Source organism: Streptomyces sp. NPDC087844 (genome assembly GCF_044742785.1).
In the GTDB taxonomy this organism is placed as follows: Bacteria; Actinomycetota; Actinomycetes; order Streptomycetales; family Streptomycetaceae; genus Streptomyces.
This window is the reverse complement of record NZ_JBIUVD010000001.1, coordinates 58,404-73,271: the sequence shown is the minus strand read 5'-3', so window position 1 is coordinate 73,271 and position 14,868 is coordinate 58,404. Positions and strand designations below refer to the sequence as shown.

The 14,868-nt window shown below is 71.9% G+C and carries 10 protein-coding genes; 2 read left to right on the top strand and 8 right to left on the bottom strand.

Annotated features, from left to right (window positions below):
* Positions 1-35 precede the first annotated feature (35 nt).
* Entirely contained in the window at positions 36-737 is a 702-nt protein-coding gene (locus ACIOKD_RS00280; protein WP_402076434.1) for an SDR family oxidoreductase, read from the top strand.
* An 85-nt stretch (positions 738-822) separates the two neighbouring features.
* On the opposite strand, the gene ACIOKD_RS00275 is transcribed toward ACIOKD_RS00280, so the two are convergent.
* From ACIOKD_RS00275 to ACIOKD_RS00250, 6 genes are all read right to left on the bottom strand, one after another.
* Positions 823-1,611 (bottom strand): aldo/keto reductase, encoded by a 789-nt coding sequence (locus tag ACIOKD_RS00275; RefSeq protein ID WP_402077626.1) that lies wholly within the window; start codon positions 1,609-1,611, stop codon positions 823-825.
* A 187-nt stretch (positions 1,612-1,798) separates the two neighbouring features.
* Positions 1,799-2,629 carry an ABC transporter ATP-binding protein gene (locus tag ACIOKD_RS00270; RefSeq protein WP_402076433.1) on the bottom strand — a complete coding sequence of 277 codons (831 nt, stop codon included), beginning with the start codon at positions 2,627-2,629 and terminating at the stop codon, positions 1,799-1,801.
* Entirely contained in the window at positions 2,626-5,715 is a 3,090-nt protein-coding gene (locus ACIOKD_RS00265; RefSeq protein WP_402076432.1) for an ATP-binding cassette domain-containing protein, read from the bottom strand. Before ACIOKD_RS00265 ends, ACIOKD_RS00270 begins: the two co-directional genes overlap by 4 nt.
* Before the next feature lie 35 nt (positions 5,716-5,750).
* Positions 5,751-7,007: an ABC transporter substrate-binding protein gene (locus ACIOKD_RS00260; protein ID WP_402076431.1), complete on the bottom strand. Its 1,257-nt coding sequence runs from the start codon at positions 7,005-7,007 to the stop codon at positions 5,751-5,753.
* A 176-nt stretch (positions 7,008-7,183) separates the two neighbouring features.
* Positions 7,184-9,010 carry an AMP-dependent synthetase/ligase gene (locus ACIOKD_RS00255; RefSeq protein ID WP_402076430.1) on the bottom strand — a complete coding sequence of 609 codons (1,827 nt, stop codon included), beginning with the start codon at positions 9,008-9,010 and terminating at the stop codon, positions 7,184-7,186.
* Positions 9,011-9,370: 360 nt separating this feature from the next.
* Positions 9,371-10,237, bottom strand: a complete 867-nt coding sequence (locus ACIOKD_RS00250) for a LysR substrate-binding domain-containing protein (RefSeq protein WP_402076429.1) — start codon at positions 10,235-10,237, stop codon at positions 9,371-9,373.
* Positions 10,238-10,439: 202 nt separating this feature from the next.
* Between ACIOKD_RS00250 and ACIOKD_RS00245 the strand changes: the two genes are divergently transcribed.
* Entirely contained in the window at positions 10,440-11,501 is a 1,062-nt protein-coding gene (locus tag ACIOKD_RS00245) for a bile acid:sodium symporter family protein (RefSeq protein ID WP_402076428.1), read from the top strand.
* Here the strand turns inward: ACIOKD_RS00245 and ACIOKD_RS00240 are convergent.
* Entirely contained in the window at positions 11,440-12,687 is a 1,248-nt protein-coding gene (locus tag ACIOKD_RS00240) for a DUF4185 domain-containing protein (protein WP_402076427.1), read from the bottom strand. The genes ACIOKD_RS00245 and ACIOKD_RS00240 overlap by 62 nt on opposite strands.
* A 10-nt stretch (positions 12,688-12,697) precedes the next feature.
* Positions 12,698-14,653 carry an exo-alpha-sialidase gene (locus ACIOKD_RS00235; RefSeq protein ID WP_402076426.1) on the bottom strand — a complete coding sequence of 652 codons (1,956 nt, stop codon included), beginning with the start codon at positions 14,651-14,653 and terminating at the stop codon, positions 12,698-12,700.
* Positions 14,654-14,868: the final 215 nt, after the last annotated feature.

Sequence of the window (14,868 nt, the reverse complement as noted above, 5' to 3'; positions counted from 1 at the left end):
GACACGGCTTGGTCGTACACGTCTTGGGGGATCACATGACCGACTCACCGGTTGCGCTCATCACGGGCGGCGGCAGCGGTATCGGGGCGGCGGTGGCGCGGCAACTGCTCGACGCCGGGCACCGGGTGGCCGTGACGGGGCGCGGGGAGGAACGGCTGCGTGGGTTCGCGGAGCAACTCGGCAAGCCCGAAGGGCTGTTGACGTTCCAGGGTGACGCGGCCGACTACGACCAGGTGCGGGCCGCGGTCGAGGCGACGGTGACGAGGTTCGGGCGGCTCGACACCGTCGTCGCCAACGCCGGGTACGCCACGCACGACACCGTCGCCGAGGGCGATCCGGCCGGCTGGCGGGACATGGTGCTGACCAATGTGCTCGGACCCGCACTGCTCATCAGGGCCTCGATCGACCAGCTGAAGGAGACCCGCGGCCGGATCGTGCTCATCGGCAGCGTGGCCGGGCATGTCCACGGCCCCGGCAACATCTACGGGGCGACGAAGTGGGCCGTGACCGGCCTCGCCGAGAACACCCGCCGGCAGGTCACCGAGTACGGCGTGGGGGTGACGCTGATCTCCCCGGGACGGGTGGAGACCCCGTTCTGGGACAGCTATGGCAGTCTGCCGCCCGGGCATCTGCTCACCTCGGACCAGCTCGCGGAGTCGGTCGTCTGGGCGATCCGGCAGCCGGCCGGGGTCGACGTCAACACCGTGGTCGTACGGCCGATCGGGCAGCCGGTCTGAGCCGGCCGGGGACATGACACAGGCTCTGAGGAAGCCGCCGCCCGACCGGGCGGCGGCTTCCTCAGGCGGTCACGCGGCCGCTCGCTCAGTCGTTGACCGTCGCCGGGTCGGAACCCAGGCGGTGGCCCTCGTCGAGGGCGGTGATCGCGGCGATGTCCTCGGCGTCGAGGGTGAAGCCGAAGACGTCGATGTTCTCCTTGATCCGGGACGGGGTCACGGACTTGGGGATCACCACGTTGCCCAGTTGCAGGTGCCAGCGCAGGACGACCTGGGCGGGCGTACGGTCGTGCTTGCGGGCGATGGCCACGATGGCGGGGACCTCCAGGAGGCCCTTGCCCTGGCCGAGCGGGGACCAGGCCTCGGTGGCGATGCCGTGCTCCGCGTGGAACTCACGGGCCGCGGACTGCTGAAGGTGCGGGTGCAGCTCGATCTGGTTGACGACCGGCACGACGGACGTCGCGTCGAGCAGCTTCTCCAGGTACTCCGGGTGGAAGTTGGAGACACCGATGGACTTGGCGCGGCCGTCCGAGTGCAGCTTCTCGAAGGCCTTGTACGTGTCGATGTACTTGCCCCGGTCCGGCATCGGCCAGTGGATGAGGTACAGGTCGACGTAGTCGAGGCCGAGCTTCTCCAGGGACTCGTCGAAGGCGCGCAGTGTCGAGTCGTAGCCCTGTTCGGCGTTCCAGAGCTTGGTGGTGACGAAGAGGTCCTCGCGGGCGATGCCGGAGGAGGCGAGGCCCTTGCCGGTGCCCACTTCGTTGCCGTAGATCGCGGCGGTGTCGATGCTGCGGTACCCGGCCTCAAGCGCGGTGGAGACGGCTCGCTCGGCCTCGTCGTCCGGCACCTGCCAGACACCGAAGCCCAGCTGGGGCATCTCGACGCCGTTGTTCAGGGTGATCGGGGGGACCTTGCTCACGAGCTTTCGATCCTTACGTCGTCGGGTGGTACTCCATCGTCAACGATCACGGGCTGTCATGCATTCCTGTCCCGTGCGTTCGCCGGTCGAATAGGAGATTGGCCGGAAAGTACCCGCTGGGGCAGGTCCGAACCATTGATCACGTTCAGTCACGCCGTTCGGCGGGGGCGCCGGCCCGTACGACCGCCGCCGTGCCCAGGTACGCCTCCCGCACCCGCCGGTCGGCGCGCACCTCGGCGGGGGTGCCCTCGGCGAGGACCCGGCCCAGGTCGAGTACGACGATCCGGGTGGACACTTCCATGACGAAGGCGACGTCGTGCTCGACGAGGAGGACCGCGCAGCCCTCCTGTGCGGACAACCGGCTCACTACGGCGGCCAGTTGGCGGCTCTCCTCGGCCGTCGTCCCGGCGGCGGGTTCGTCCAGCAGGAGTACCCGGGGCGGGTCCGCGACGGCGCGGGCCAGTTCGACCATGCGGGCGCGGCCCACGGGGAGGGCGGCGGCGTAGGTGCCGCCGAGGCCGTCGAGCCCACAGGCGCGCAGGACCTCGGCGGCCCGGGCCCGGCGTTCCCTCTCGTACGTACGCCGGGCCGGCGCCCCCAGCAGGTCGGCCGCGAGCCCGCCTCCGCCGCCGCGCCACTCCTGGGCCACCACCAGGTTGTCGGCCACGGTGAGCTGCCCGAACAGCTGCTGGCGCTGGAACGTGCGGCGCATCCCGTGGCGGGCGCGCCAGACCGGGGAACGGCGGGTGACGTCCGTCCCGTCGAGGTGGACACGGCCCTCGTCGGGGCGGCGGATGCCGGACAGCACGTCGAAGAGGGTGGTCTTCCCGGCGCCGTTGGGGCCGATGAGCCCGCAGATCTCGCCCGGGCGCAGGGACAGGCTCACGTCGTCGAGTGCGCGTACGCCGCCGAAGCGGACGCCGACCCGGTCGGCGCGCAGGACGGGGCGGGAGGCGGGGGCGTTCGTGCTCGTCATGGGCGGGCCACTCCCTCGCGCGCGGTCGCCAGTCCCAGATAGGCCTCCGTCAGCCGGTCGGCCTCCACGGCCGCGCGCGGGCCGCACCACGACACGCGCCCCTGTGCCAGGTACGCGACCGTGTCCGCGACCTTCAGCACCTCGGTGGCCTTCTCCTCCACGAGGAGCAGGGCCGTTCCGTGGTCGCGGAGTTCGGTCAGGAGGCGGAAGACCTCCTCGACGACCCGGGGCGCGAGGCCGAGGGAGGGTTCGTCGGCGACCAGGACCTTCGGGGGGCGCTGGAGGAGCGGGGCGAGGGCGAGCATCTGCTGTTCTCCTCCGGAGAGGGCGCCCGCGGGGACGCCGCGCCGTCCGGCGAGTCCGGGGAAGCGCTCGTACACGGCTTCGCGTGCGTCCCGTCCGTCCCGGCCGCGCAGATACAGGCCGAGGTTCTCCTCGATGGTGAGGGCCGGGAAGATGCCCCGCCCCTCCGGCGCGAGGACGACTCCGGCTCGTGACCGGCGTACGGCATCTTCCCTCGTGGCGTCGCGTCCCGCCACGTACACCTGGCCTCCGAGCGGCGTCACGAGGCCTGCGGCGACACGGCACGTCGTCGATTTTCCGGCCCCGTTCGGGCCGAGCAACGCGAGGATCTCGCCGGGCCGCACCGCGAGATCCACCCCGTGCAGTACGGCCGCGCCGTCGTAACCGGCACGGATGCCGCGCAGGCACAGTGCGGCGGCGAACGGCCCGCCGACGGAGCCCTCCGACACACCCACCTGCCCGGCGACGACAACTCCGGGCGCGGCCTCGGCGGACATCACGCCGCCCGAGCCCGCGCCGCCGGCGCCGGTGCCGGTCGAAGCCACCTCGCTTGAGCCCGCACCGCTTGGACCCGCGCTGCCCGCTACGGCGTCGGTCGAGCCCGCGTGGGCCGGGGTGGCGCCGCCCGGGGCCGTGCCGGTCGGGCCTGCCGGGGTGGGGGCCGTACCGGTCGAGCCCGCCGCGGTCGGGACCGTACCGGACAAGCCCGCCGCGGTCGGCGCCGTGCCGGTCAGGATCGCGGCGGTCGAGTCCGCGGCGGTTGTCACCGTGCCGGTTGCCCCCGTGTCGGCCGTCGCCGCGCCGGTCGGTAGCGCGGTGGTCGACCCGGGTGCCGGGCCTGCGTCCGGGGTGCTCGCGTCCGGCGCCCCCGCCCTCGCCAGCCGTCGTCGGTGCAGGCGCGCCGGCACCGCCGCGCAATAGCCGTCCGGGTCGTTCGCCAGGGCCAGGCCTGCCAGGCCGAAGAGGATCACCGGGAGGTGGACCGACTCGGTGACGTGTTCCGAGACGAGATGCGGTACGACGGCGTAGACCAGGCCGGCGACCACCGCGAACTGCGGGCGCCGCAGGCCCGCCGCCACGACCACCGCGAGCCAGATAAGGCCCGTCATCGCAGTGAAGTCGGTAGCGGTGACACGGGTGTTGTAGGAGGCGTACATGACGCCGCCGAAGCCCGCGAGGCCGGCGGACAGCGTGAACAGCACCAGCTTGGTGCGGACGACCGACACCCCGGACGCCATCGCCGCCGCGGGCGCCGAGCGCACCGCGAGCATCGCCCGGCCGGACGGCGAGTTCCGCAGCGCGCTCAGCACGGCGACGGCCAGGGCGACCAGTACCGTCAGCGCCACCCCGAACGCCCGGTCGTCGCCCAGGTCCACCGGGCCGAGGACCGGCCGGGGGATCGCCCACCCCGTGTCGCCGTTGCGCAGCCGGCCGATCTGGAACAGGACCTGATCGGCGAGGAAGGCCAGCGCGAGGGTCGCCAGCGCGAGCGAGCGGCCACCGAGCCGCAGCGCCGGGAGGGCGACCAGGGCCCCGAGCACCGCCGCCGCGCACGTCCCCGCGGCCGCCGCCGCCACGAACGGCCAGCCGTGGCTCAGCAGCAGCCCCGCCACCAGTGCCGCCCCCGTCACGAAGGTCGCCTGCGCCAGCGACACCATCGCGCCGAGCCCCGTCACCACCGTGAAGGACACGAACACCAGGGACAGGGCCAGCCCTTGGGCGAGGAGGCCGCTCCAGAAGGGGGTCGTGACCGTGTAGAAGGCGGTCGCGAGCAGGACGGCCGCCACCGTCCACGGGCCCCACCGCCGCAGTCCGGAGCGCCCTGTCAGGTAGTCGACCGGCGGCGGGTCCACCGCCGCCGTACCCGCCGTACGCCCGCGCCGCGTCAACAGCAGCAGCCCGGCGAAGAGGATCAGGAAGGGCACGGCGGTACGGAACCCGGTGATCCGCTCGGCGAAGTCCGCGTACCCGGCGACGAGGTTCTGCAGCACCCCGAGCCCGAGCCCGCCCACGAACGCCAGTGGTACCGAGACGAAACGGCCGAGCACCGCCGCCGTCGCCGAGACGAAGAGGAACAGCGTGAAGTCGTGGGCCGACAGCCCGAGGAGCGGAGTGGCCAGTACCCCCGCCAGACCCGCGAGCCCCGACGACAGCATCCACGCGATGGACGACAGCCGGTCCGCGCTCAGCCCGCGCAACTCCACCAGCGAGCGGTTGTCGACGGCCGCCCTCAGTTTCAGCCCCAGCGGGGTGTGCCGCATCAGGACCCACAGACCGGCGGCGACCACGGCCGTCGCGGCCCAGATGATCAGCTGGTCGGAGTCGATGCCGACGCCGTCGACCGGCTGCCAGGACTTCGCGGGGCTGGGTCCGACCCCCGGCAGCCCGAACTGGTTCTCGGCGGGTTTCACGGACGTGCCCGCGTCCCGCAGCAGCTCGACGATCCACAGACCCAGCGCGGGCAGCGCCACCAACAGGCCGATGGTGGCGACGATCTGGGCCGTCTCACCGACCCGCGCCAGCTTGCGGAACATCAGCCGGTCCAGGCCCCAGCCCAGCGCGGGCGCCAGTACGCACACCAGCAGCACCGCCGTCGGGACGGCCGGCCAGCCGAAACCCGAGTGCAGTTCGTAGAAGGCGAGGGCGCAGAGGTAGGCGGTGGCGCCGTGCGCGAAGTTGAACAGGCCCGACGCCGAGTAGGAGAGCACGAGACCGGTCGCGAGCAGCGCGTACAGCGCGCCCGACACCAGTCCGCTCAGTACGAATCCGAGTAGGTCGGCCATGCCGCGTCACCCCGCCCCTGCTCGAAGGGGATCCCCTACGTGAAGGGGATCGGCGGATAGCACTCGAAGGGCGCCGACACCACGTACTCGCCGCCCTTGAGCTGGACGAGCGCCCCGCACCCGAACGACTCCTTCTGGCCCTTCCGTTCGGCCCGGTCGCCGACGAGCGTGCCGGTGTCCGCGAACCCGTCCGCCGCCCTCTGGAAGGACGACACCGTCAGGTCCCGGCCGGCCTTCTCGGCGATGGCGAGGAAGAGATCGGCCGACATGTAGCCGGTCATCATGTGCATGTTGAGGGGCACCTCCCCGCCCGCGGCCTTCCTGATGTCCTTCCTGAACCGCGTCATCGCCGCGCTCCGCTGCTCGAACGGCTGGAACGACGTCAGGACATGCACCCCGTCGAGCGCCTTCCGCGTGGCGCTCTTGGCCAGCAGCCCCGGGTCGTAGTCGGTCGGATCGGTGAGGACACCGCGGTAGCCCGTCCGCTTGACCGCCGTGAACAGCCCGATGTTGTACGGGGTCTGCATCACGGAGACGATCGCGTCCGGCGCCTTGCCGCCGTCGCTGCGCAGGATCTCCTTCGTGTAGGCCGACCAGTCGCTCGGGACGGAGGCCGCCGGCACCGAGGGCTTGGCGAAGGTCACCCTGAAGCCCGCCGATTCGAAGCTCTGCCGGTAGGTGCGAATGCCGAACTTCCCGGCGTCGCTGTCGTTGGCGAGGATCGCCACGCTCCGGCCCTCGGCGCCGCCCATCACCTGTTCGAGGCCCTCGGGCCAGGTCTGCGAGATGGTGCCGCCCGGCGTCGGCACCATGCAGCCGCCGAAACCGTAGATGTACGACGGTCCGCAGAACGACGGCAGGGTGCCCCAGCCGAAGGTGGGGACCCGCTGCTTCTGCAGGAAGTCCGCGCCGGAGAAGGTCGTCGAACTCATCGGCGCTATCGCGAACACCTTGTCGCGCTGGACGAGTTCGCGCGCCGCCGCGAGGTTTCTGGACGGGTCCTGGCCGTCGTCCTCGGCGCCGAGGTAGTCGATCTTCCGTCCGTGCAGTCCGCCTTCGGCGTTGGCGCGGTCGAAACGGGCCTTCGCGCCGAGGTCGGTGTCCTTTTTCGAGTAGCCGCTCGCGGTGGTCATCGAGACGATGCCGCCGACCTTGATCCGGGTGTCCGTGACCCCGCGTACGGAGTCCCCGGTCTTCGAAGTCCCGCCGGATGAGGTCGAGTTGCAGGCGGCGGTCAACAGCAGGGCGGTCGCGGCCACCGCTGCGGCAATGGTGCGGGTCGGTCGTGACACGGTCGGCCCCCTCCGTCGGGTGACTCGGGTGACCGAAATGATCCGGTGGATCTGACGGGGCGTCAATATGCGGCGCGGCTATATGTGACGAGACGTCAGGTCGTGTGTCGGGTACGGGGTGGTGGGGGCTGGGCGCGCAGTTCCCCGCGCCCCCTCCGGGGCGCCCCTGTCACGCGCTACGCGCGGTACAAGGCCTCCACCTCCGTCGCGTACGCGTTCTCGATCGCCTTGCGCTTCAGCTTCAGGGACGGGGTCAGCAGGCCGTGTTCCTCGGTGAACTGGTGGGCCAGTATCCGGAACGTGCGGATCGACTCGGCCTGGGAGACCAGGGTGTTCGCGGCGACCACGGCCCGCCGTACCTCGGTTTCCAGATCGGGGTCCCGCACCAGCTGGGCGGGGGTGAGCGGGGACTTTCCCCGCATCTGCAGCCAGTGGTCGACGGCCTCCGCGTCGAGCGTCACGAGCGCCGCGATGTACGGCCGGTCGTTGCCGACGACGATGCACTGCGCGACCAGCGGATGGTCGCGCACCCGCTCCTCCAGGACGCCCGGCGACACACTCTTGCCGCCGGAGGTCACCAGGATCTCCTTCTTGCGCCCGGTGATGGTGAGGTAGCCGTCCTCGTCGAGCGCGCCGATGTCGCCGGTGGCGAGCCAGCCGTCGTGCAGGGCCGCGTCGGTGGCCTTCGGGTCGTTGAGGTAGCCCTGGAAGACGTTGTCGCCGCGCAGCCAGATCTCGCCGTCGTCCGCGATGTGCACGGTCGTGCCCGGGATGGGCTGGCCCACGGTCCCGTACCGGGTGCGCTCGGGCGGGTTGGCGGTCGCGGCGGCCGTGGACTCGGTGAGCCCGTACCCCTCGTAGATCTGCACGCCGGCGCCCGCGAAGAACAGGCCGAGGCGGCGGTCCATCGCGGAACCGCCGGACATCGCGTGCCGTACGCGCCCGCCCATCGCGCTGCGGATCTTGGAGTAGACGAGTTTGTCGAAGAGCTGGTGCTGCATGCGCAGCGCCGCCGAGGGTCCCGGGCCGATGTCCCAGGCCTTCGCCTCGACCGCGTCCGCGTAGCGCACCGCGACCTCGACGGCCTTCTCGAACGGGCCGCCCTTGCCCTCCTTCTCGGCCTTGCGGCGGGCCGCGTTGAAGACCTTCTCGAAGATGTACGGCACGGCCAGGAAGAACGTCGGCCGGAACGCGGCCAGATCCGGCAGCAGGGCCGCCGCGTTAAGCTGCGGCTGATGGCCGAACTTGACCTTCCCCCGGACCGCGGCGACCTGCACCATCCGCCCGAAGACGTGCGCGAGCGGCAGGAACAGCAGGGTGGCCGCCTCGTCGCCGCGCTTGGAGTGGAAGAGCGGCTCCCAGCGTCCGATCGCCGTGTCCGTCTCGAACATGAAGTTGGCGTGCGACAGGACGCAGCCCTTGGGGCGGCCGGTGGTGCCGGACGTGTAGATGATCGTCGCCGTCGACTCCGGCGTGACCGCGCGGCGGTGCCGGTGGACCACCTCGTCGTCGATGTGGCCGCCGGCCTCGTACAGCTCCTGCACGGCGCCCGCGTCGAGCTGCCACAGCTTGTGCAGCGTCGGCAGCCGGTCGATGACCGTGGCGACGGTCATCGCGTGGTCCTCGTGCTCCACCATGGCCGCCGACACCTGGGCGTCGTGCAGCATCCAGAAGACCTGCTCGGCCGACGAGGTGGGGTAGATCGGGACGACCTGCGCGCCGATCGACCACAGTGCGTAGTCGAAGAGGGTCCACTCGTAGCGCGTACGGGACATGATCGCGACGCGGTCGCCGAAGCGGACACCGTGCGCCAGGAGGCCCTTGGCGAGTGCGAGGACCTCGTCACGGAACTCGGCGGACGTCACGTCCCGCCACCCGCCGTGCTCGTCCTTGCGGCCCAGTGCGATGTAGAGGGGGTCCTCCTGGGCATGGTCGAAGACGGCATCGGCCAGGCCGCCCACCGGCGGTGCCGACGCCAGGGGAGGGTTGGTGAACTCGCTCAATCCTCGCTCCTTCGGTGCTCCGCAGCGCGGTGAAAGCTACCCCACGTGACGCCGGCGCGGGAGGGGCGGCGGAGCGGGGTCGGGTGTGACGTTCGCGCTGGTCAACCCCTTAAATCCGGCCACAAGGGGGGAGGCCGGGACAGAATCCTTACTCTTCCGTAAGTTTCGGTTCCGTAATCTCCACGGAATCTGTACCGGGCGCTTACGCGGGGGTGGGCTGCCGCCGGGGGAACCTTCGGGGCGGTGGGGCTGGGTGCGCCGTTCCCCGCGCCCCTTGAGGGCGATGCCGTGGGCGCTTGATGAGTCTGCGGGGCGGTGGGGGTGGGTGCGCAGTTCCCCGCGCCCCTTGGGGTGTGCTCTTTATGGGGTTCGGTGGAGGCGGTCCGGGGATGTCAGGATTGTGGTGGCCAGGGCGTCCGCCGCGCCTCGGGATGCCGTGTGGCGTCTGCCGTGGAGCAGGACGAAATCCACCTCGCCGAGTTCCGGCAGGCCCGCGCGGTCGGGGACGCGGACGAGGCCCGGCGGGATCAGGCCCCGCGTGTGGGCCATCACGCCGAGACCCGCGCGGGCCGCCGCGATGAGGCCGTTGAGGCTGCCGCTCGTGCACGCGACGCGCCAGGACCGGCCCTGGCGCTCCAGGGCCTCCAGGGCCAGGGCCCGGCTGATGCCCGGCGGCGGGTACACGATCAGCGGGACCGGACGGTCGGGATCCAGCCGCAGCCGCTCCCCACCGATCCAGACCATGCGGTCGTGCCAGACCAGCTCGCCGCGCGGGTCCTCGGGCCGGCGCTTGGCCAGCACAAGGTCGAGCCGCCCGTCGGCCAGCTGCTCGTGCAGGGTCCCCGAGAGCTCCACCGTCAGCTCCAGGTCGACCTCGGGGTGGTCGTGGCGGAATCCCTCCAGGATCTCGGTCAGCCGGGTCAGGACGAAGTCCTCCGAGGCACCGAACCGCAGCCGGCCGCGCAGCCGCGTGCCGCTGAAGAACGCCGCCGCCTGCTCGTGCGCCTCCAGGATCCGGCGCGCGAACCCGAGCATCGCCTCGCCGTCCTCCGTCAGCTCCACGGAGTGGGTGTCCCGGGTGAACAGCTGCCGCCCGGCGGTGCTCTCCAGACGGCGCACATGCTGGCTGACCGTGGACTGGCGCAGCCCGAGCCGCCGGGCCGCCTGCGTGAAGCTCAGCGTTTGGGCCACGGCGAGGAAGGTACGCAGCTGCGAGGGGTCGTACACGGGCCCGAGGCTACCGTGTCATCGCGGTTCGTGATGACAGTCAGAGCGGTATACCGGATTCCCGATCAAGGACCGGAGGAGGACGATGGAGAGGGCGCACACCGTCCGGAAATCGCCGACAAGACCCTCTGACACCAGTGACACCAGAACCAGTGACACCAGTGACAGCAATGGCACAAGAACCCAGCAACATCGGAGCACCGTGAAACGCCTGAAGTGGCCGTCCTGGCTGCCGATAGATCCGTACATCCTGCTGCTGCTCGGGACGGTGGGAATCGCCGCCCTGCTGCCCGCCCGCGGTACCGGCGCCGAGGTCGCCTCAGGCGCCTCCACCGCGGCGATCGCCTTCCTCTTCTTCCTCTACGGGGCGCGTCTGTCCACCCGCGAGGCGATGGACGGCGTACGGCACTGGCGGTTGCACCTCACGGTCCTGGCCTGCACGTTCGTACTGTTCCCGCTGCTGGGGCTGGCGGCCCGCGGCCTCGAACCGGTGCTCCTGGACCACCACCTCTACACCGGGCTGCTCTTCCTGACCCTCGTGCCCTCGACGATCCAGTCGTCCATCGCCTTCACCTCCATGGCGCGCGGCAACGTGCCCGCCGCGATCTGCGCGGGCTCCTTCTCCTCCCTCGTGGGCATCGTGCTCACCCCGCTGCTCGCCGCGGCGCTCCTCGGCAGCACGGGAGGCGGCTTCTCCGCGGACTCGCTCCTGAGGATCGTGCTCCAACTGCTCGTGCCGTTCCTCGCCGGACAGCTGCTGCGCCGCTGGATCGGCGGCTTCGTCGCCCGCCACAGGAAGGTCCTCGGCTACGTGGACCGCGGCTCGATCCTGCTGGTCGTCTACACCGCCTTCAGCGAGGGCATGGTGCGGGGCATCTGGCACCAGGTCAGCCCGCTGCGCCTGGGCGGACTGCTCGCCGTCGAGGCCGTTCTCCTCGCGATCATGCTGGCGGTGACCTGGTACGGGTCCAAGGCCCTCGGGTTCGGCCGGCCGGACCGTATCGCCGTCCAGTTCGCCGGCTCGAAGAAGTCGCTGGCGTCCGGCCTGCCCATGGCGAGCGTGCTGTTCGGCGCCCACGCCTCGCTGGCCGTGCTGCCGCTGATGCTCTTCCACCAGATGCAGCTCATGGTCTGCGCGGTCATCGCCAAGCGCCGCTCCCGCGACCCCGAGGCGGAGGCCGAGGCGCAGGCGCGGCCGTCCCTCACCCCGGACCCAGCCGCAGCGTCACGAATCGCGGTCGGTACAGGGACACGTTCCGGCTGAGGTTGGCCTGCGCCGTCGCCCCGCCGTTCGCGTCCAGCCAGTTGACGTCGTAGCTCAGCACGAGCCCGCCCCGGCTCATCGCCGGATGGACCTGCGGGTTGTACGCCGCCACGCCCGCCCCCCGCTCCGGCAGCGGCGGGCTGAAGCCCTTGCCGGGCCCGTGCCAGGGCCCGGTGGGGGAGCACGCCCAGTACGAGGTGACGGTCGTCAGCCCCTGGGTGCCCGCCGCCATCGTGAACAGCACGTACGTCCCTCCGTCGCGGGCCACCGTGAACGCGCTGCCCACCCCCTTGCGTTCGCCGTCCCCCAGCACCGGCTTCATCAGCGAGGGGATGGTCCACCGCTCGCCGTCCCAGTACCGCCACGCGTCCGGGTCCGCGAGCCGCCCCCGGGGCACGCGCGCGACGTACGCGTGCGACGCGGGCCGGGCGGCGGCCCGCGCGTCGTCCCCGCCGAACACGTACGTCCAGTCCTCGTCGTGGGTCAGCACGGTCGTGCCGAACAGCACCCGCCGCGCCGGCTCCCGGACCTGCCGCTGGTCGAGGATCTGCGTGATGCCTTCGAGCCGCAGACCGGGCAGCGACAGCGTGGCGACCTCGGTGGCGGCGGGCACCCCGTAGATCCACGGATACGCGCCGGTCGTACGGGTCCACAGCACGACCCGGACGACCTGCTCGGACGAGCCGGGGGAGCGGGGCTCGACGCGCGCCGCCACCGGCCAGCGCCACCGGCCGGGCGCCGGGTCCGCGAACAGCGGGGCAGGCAGGGTGCGTTGCAGACGCCCGCCCTTCATCACCACGGCCGAGTTGCGTACCAGCGGCGCGGTCGTGTCCCGCCAGGCGTAGGACTCGCCCGCCGGGTTCGGCGGACGGTACACCTGGCCGAGATAGGTGTCCGAGAACAGCCAGAGCACCCGCCCGTCCGGCAGCCGCACCGAGTGCGTACCGTCGCCGCCGGTCCAGTCGTCGGCCCGCGAGGCGTCGTCCCCGTACCGCGCGAACTCGTCCGTGACCTCGGTGTTCGCGGCCCAGGACGCGACCGTACGGGCCTCGCAGGCGGTGTCCCCGCTGTCGTCCTCCGGGAGGGCGGTGAGCAGCACCGCGCCGAGGACCAGGGCCAGGGCCAGGGCCAGGAGCAGACCCGGCCCGGTCCCCGTGCGCTGTCGGGCTCGTGTGTCGTCGGGCACGCCCGGGACGTTAGTGGCCGGCGCTCACGCGGTCCATGGGCAGCCGCAGGACGGTGTTCCCCGTCACCGGCTCGTCCCCGGTGCGCACATCGGCCAGTTCGCCGTCGCTCAGCGCCCGGTCGTAGACCCGGACGTCGTCGATCGCGCCGGTGAAGTGGGCGCGGCCGTCCAGCTTCTGGCCGACATGGACCCCGAACGGCGAGTTGCGGCTCACCGATCCCGGTACGTCCGCCGCCGTGGCGGCCACGGTCCCGTCGATGAACAGCGTCAGCTGTCCCGCGCCCCGGCGCAGCGCCAGATGGTGCCACCGCCCGTCGTTGTACGCGCCACTCGTGTGCACGGACGCGGAGCGGGGGGCGCTCGCGCCGTCCCGGGTCGTGATCAGCCCCTGGACCCGGTTGTTCGCGGGTTCGCCGCGCAGCCACACCTGCGGCTGGTTGGCGCCGACCCCGCCCATCCACAGGAACGGCTGCTCGCCCGCGGTGGCCGTGTGGCGGAACCACAGCGACGCCGTGAAGTCCCGCGTTCCGAGAAGCAGTTGGGTCCGGTAGGGCAGGCGTACGGCGTCGTCGGTGCCGTCGAACGCGAGGGCCCCGCCGAACACGCCGTCCGTCCGCGTCGCGCCGCCGAGAACCGCCGCGCCGGGTGCGCGCGGGGCTGTCGCCTGTCGCGGGGCGAGGTCGGGGGTGGTCGGGTCCGGGCCGCGGCGCGGTGCCATCCAGTCCTCGGTGAAGCGTGCGAAGCGGATCTCGTCGCGTGCGTCCACGGCGCCGCCCTCGTACAGCAGGCCCGCCGTGTCGGCGCCGATGCCGACCAGGTCGGAGTAGCCGGACCAGTCCGCCGTGACGACCGTGCCGCGGTCGACGCTGTCCCAGGTGCGTCCGCCGTCGTAGGAGGAGCGGATCATCATCGTGCGGCGGCGGTCCGGGTCGCCGGGGCAGGCGAGCAGGATCCGGTTGCCCATGCGCAGCGTGGAGCCCTGGACCTGCGGAGTGTAGAGGTCGGGCAGGGCCTCGAAGCGCGAGGTGAAGCTGTCACCGCCGTCGGTGCTGAACGCCTGGGTGCGGTGGCCGGGATCGGTGCCGTCCTGCTCGCGCCCGCTGACCAGGACCGTGCCGTCGGCGCGCTCGGTGACGGTCATCTCGGACGGCTTCTGCCGGAACGTGCCGTCCCGCGCGATCGGCCACGAGTCCGTCGCCCCGACCCGCCAGTGGTCGCCGCCGTCGTCGCTGACGATGAGCGCCGCGTGGTTGGCGGTGACATGGCTGCCGTTCCACGTCTCGGTGTTGACGGCGAGGACGAGCCGTCCCACGTGCTTGCCGTGGGTCAGCTGGATGCCGTGCACCGGCCCGGTCGCGTACCAGGAGTTCCAGTGCGCGGGCAGGATCTCGTCGCTGAGGTCGCGGGGCTCGGACCAGGTGAGCCCGTCGTCGTCGCTGTGCTGCGTGCGCGGGGTACGGTCGCAGGGGACGGCGCAGTTGCCGCCGTCCGTACGCCCCGTGTTGTACGTCTCGGCCAGCACGACCCGGCCGGTTCTGCGGTCCACCACGGGCGCGGGGTTGCCGTGGGTGTCGCCCGCGCCCTCGTTGATGACCTGGAGCGGGCCCCAGGTGCGACCGCCGTCGGTGGAGCGCTTGAGCACGATGTCTATGTCACCGGCGTCGCCGCAGTCGTTCACCCGGCCCTCGGCGAACGCCAGCAGGGTGCCCTTCGTCGTCCTCACGACGGCCGGAATCCGGAAGCAGGCGTATCCAGGGTCCTGGGAGGCCTTGAAAAGCACCTGCTGTTCGAACGCGGCGACTCCGGTGGCCCCTCCCGGTTCGGCAGCGGTCCCGGCGTGTCCGGTGCCCGGCGGCCCGAGCAGCGCGGTGACGGTGAGGACCGCTGTCAGGGCACCGGTGACAGCGGTCCTCCACGGTCTGGCCGTGCGGGGGGTTCGGGGGCGTGCGCGAAGGCTTGACGGCATGGTGCGACCTGCCCTTCATGCGTCTGCTGCGTCTCTTGCGTCTGCTGCGTCTCGTGCGTGCGGACATCTGGACATCCCATGTCCTGGCTGCGCGGAGCAGACGCTACTGGGCTCCCTGGCACCTCACAAGAAGCGCGCACGGCCGTGGCGCGACAAGTTCCCGCACACCGGTGTCGGTGTGCGGGATGGCGTCTGCCTGTCCGTTGCCGAGCCGT

What these genes read in the sequence shown, in the direction of transcription:
- ACIOKD_RS00270 (WP_402076433.1), bottom strand. Translation starts at nt 2,629, where the DNA reads ATGACGAGCACGAACGCCCCCGCCTCCCGCCCCGTCCTGCGCGCCGAC.
- ACIOKD_RS00235 (WP_402076426.1), bottom strand. Translation starts at nt 14,653, where the DNA reads ATGCCGTCAAGCCTTCGCGCACGCCCCCGAACCCCCCGCACGGCCAGA.
- ACIOKD_RS00275 (WP_402077626.1), bottom strand. Translation starts at nt 1,611, where the DNA reads ATGCCCCAGCTGGGCTTCGGTGTCTGGCAGGTGCCGGACGACGAGGCC.
- ACIOKD_RS00265 (WP_402076432.1), bottom strand. Translation starts at nt 5,715, where the DNA reads ATGGCCGACCTACTCGGATTCGTACTGAGCGGACTGGTGTCGGGCGCG.
- ACIOKD_RS00280 (WP_402076434.1), top strand. Translation starts at nt 36, where the DNA reads ATGACCGACTCACCGGTTGCGCTCATCACGGGCGGCGGCAGCGGTATC.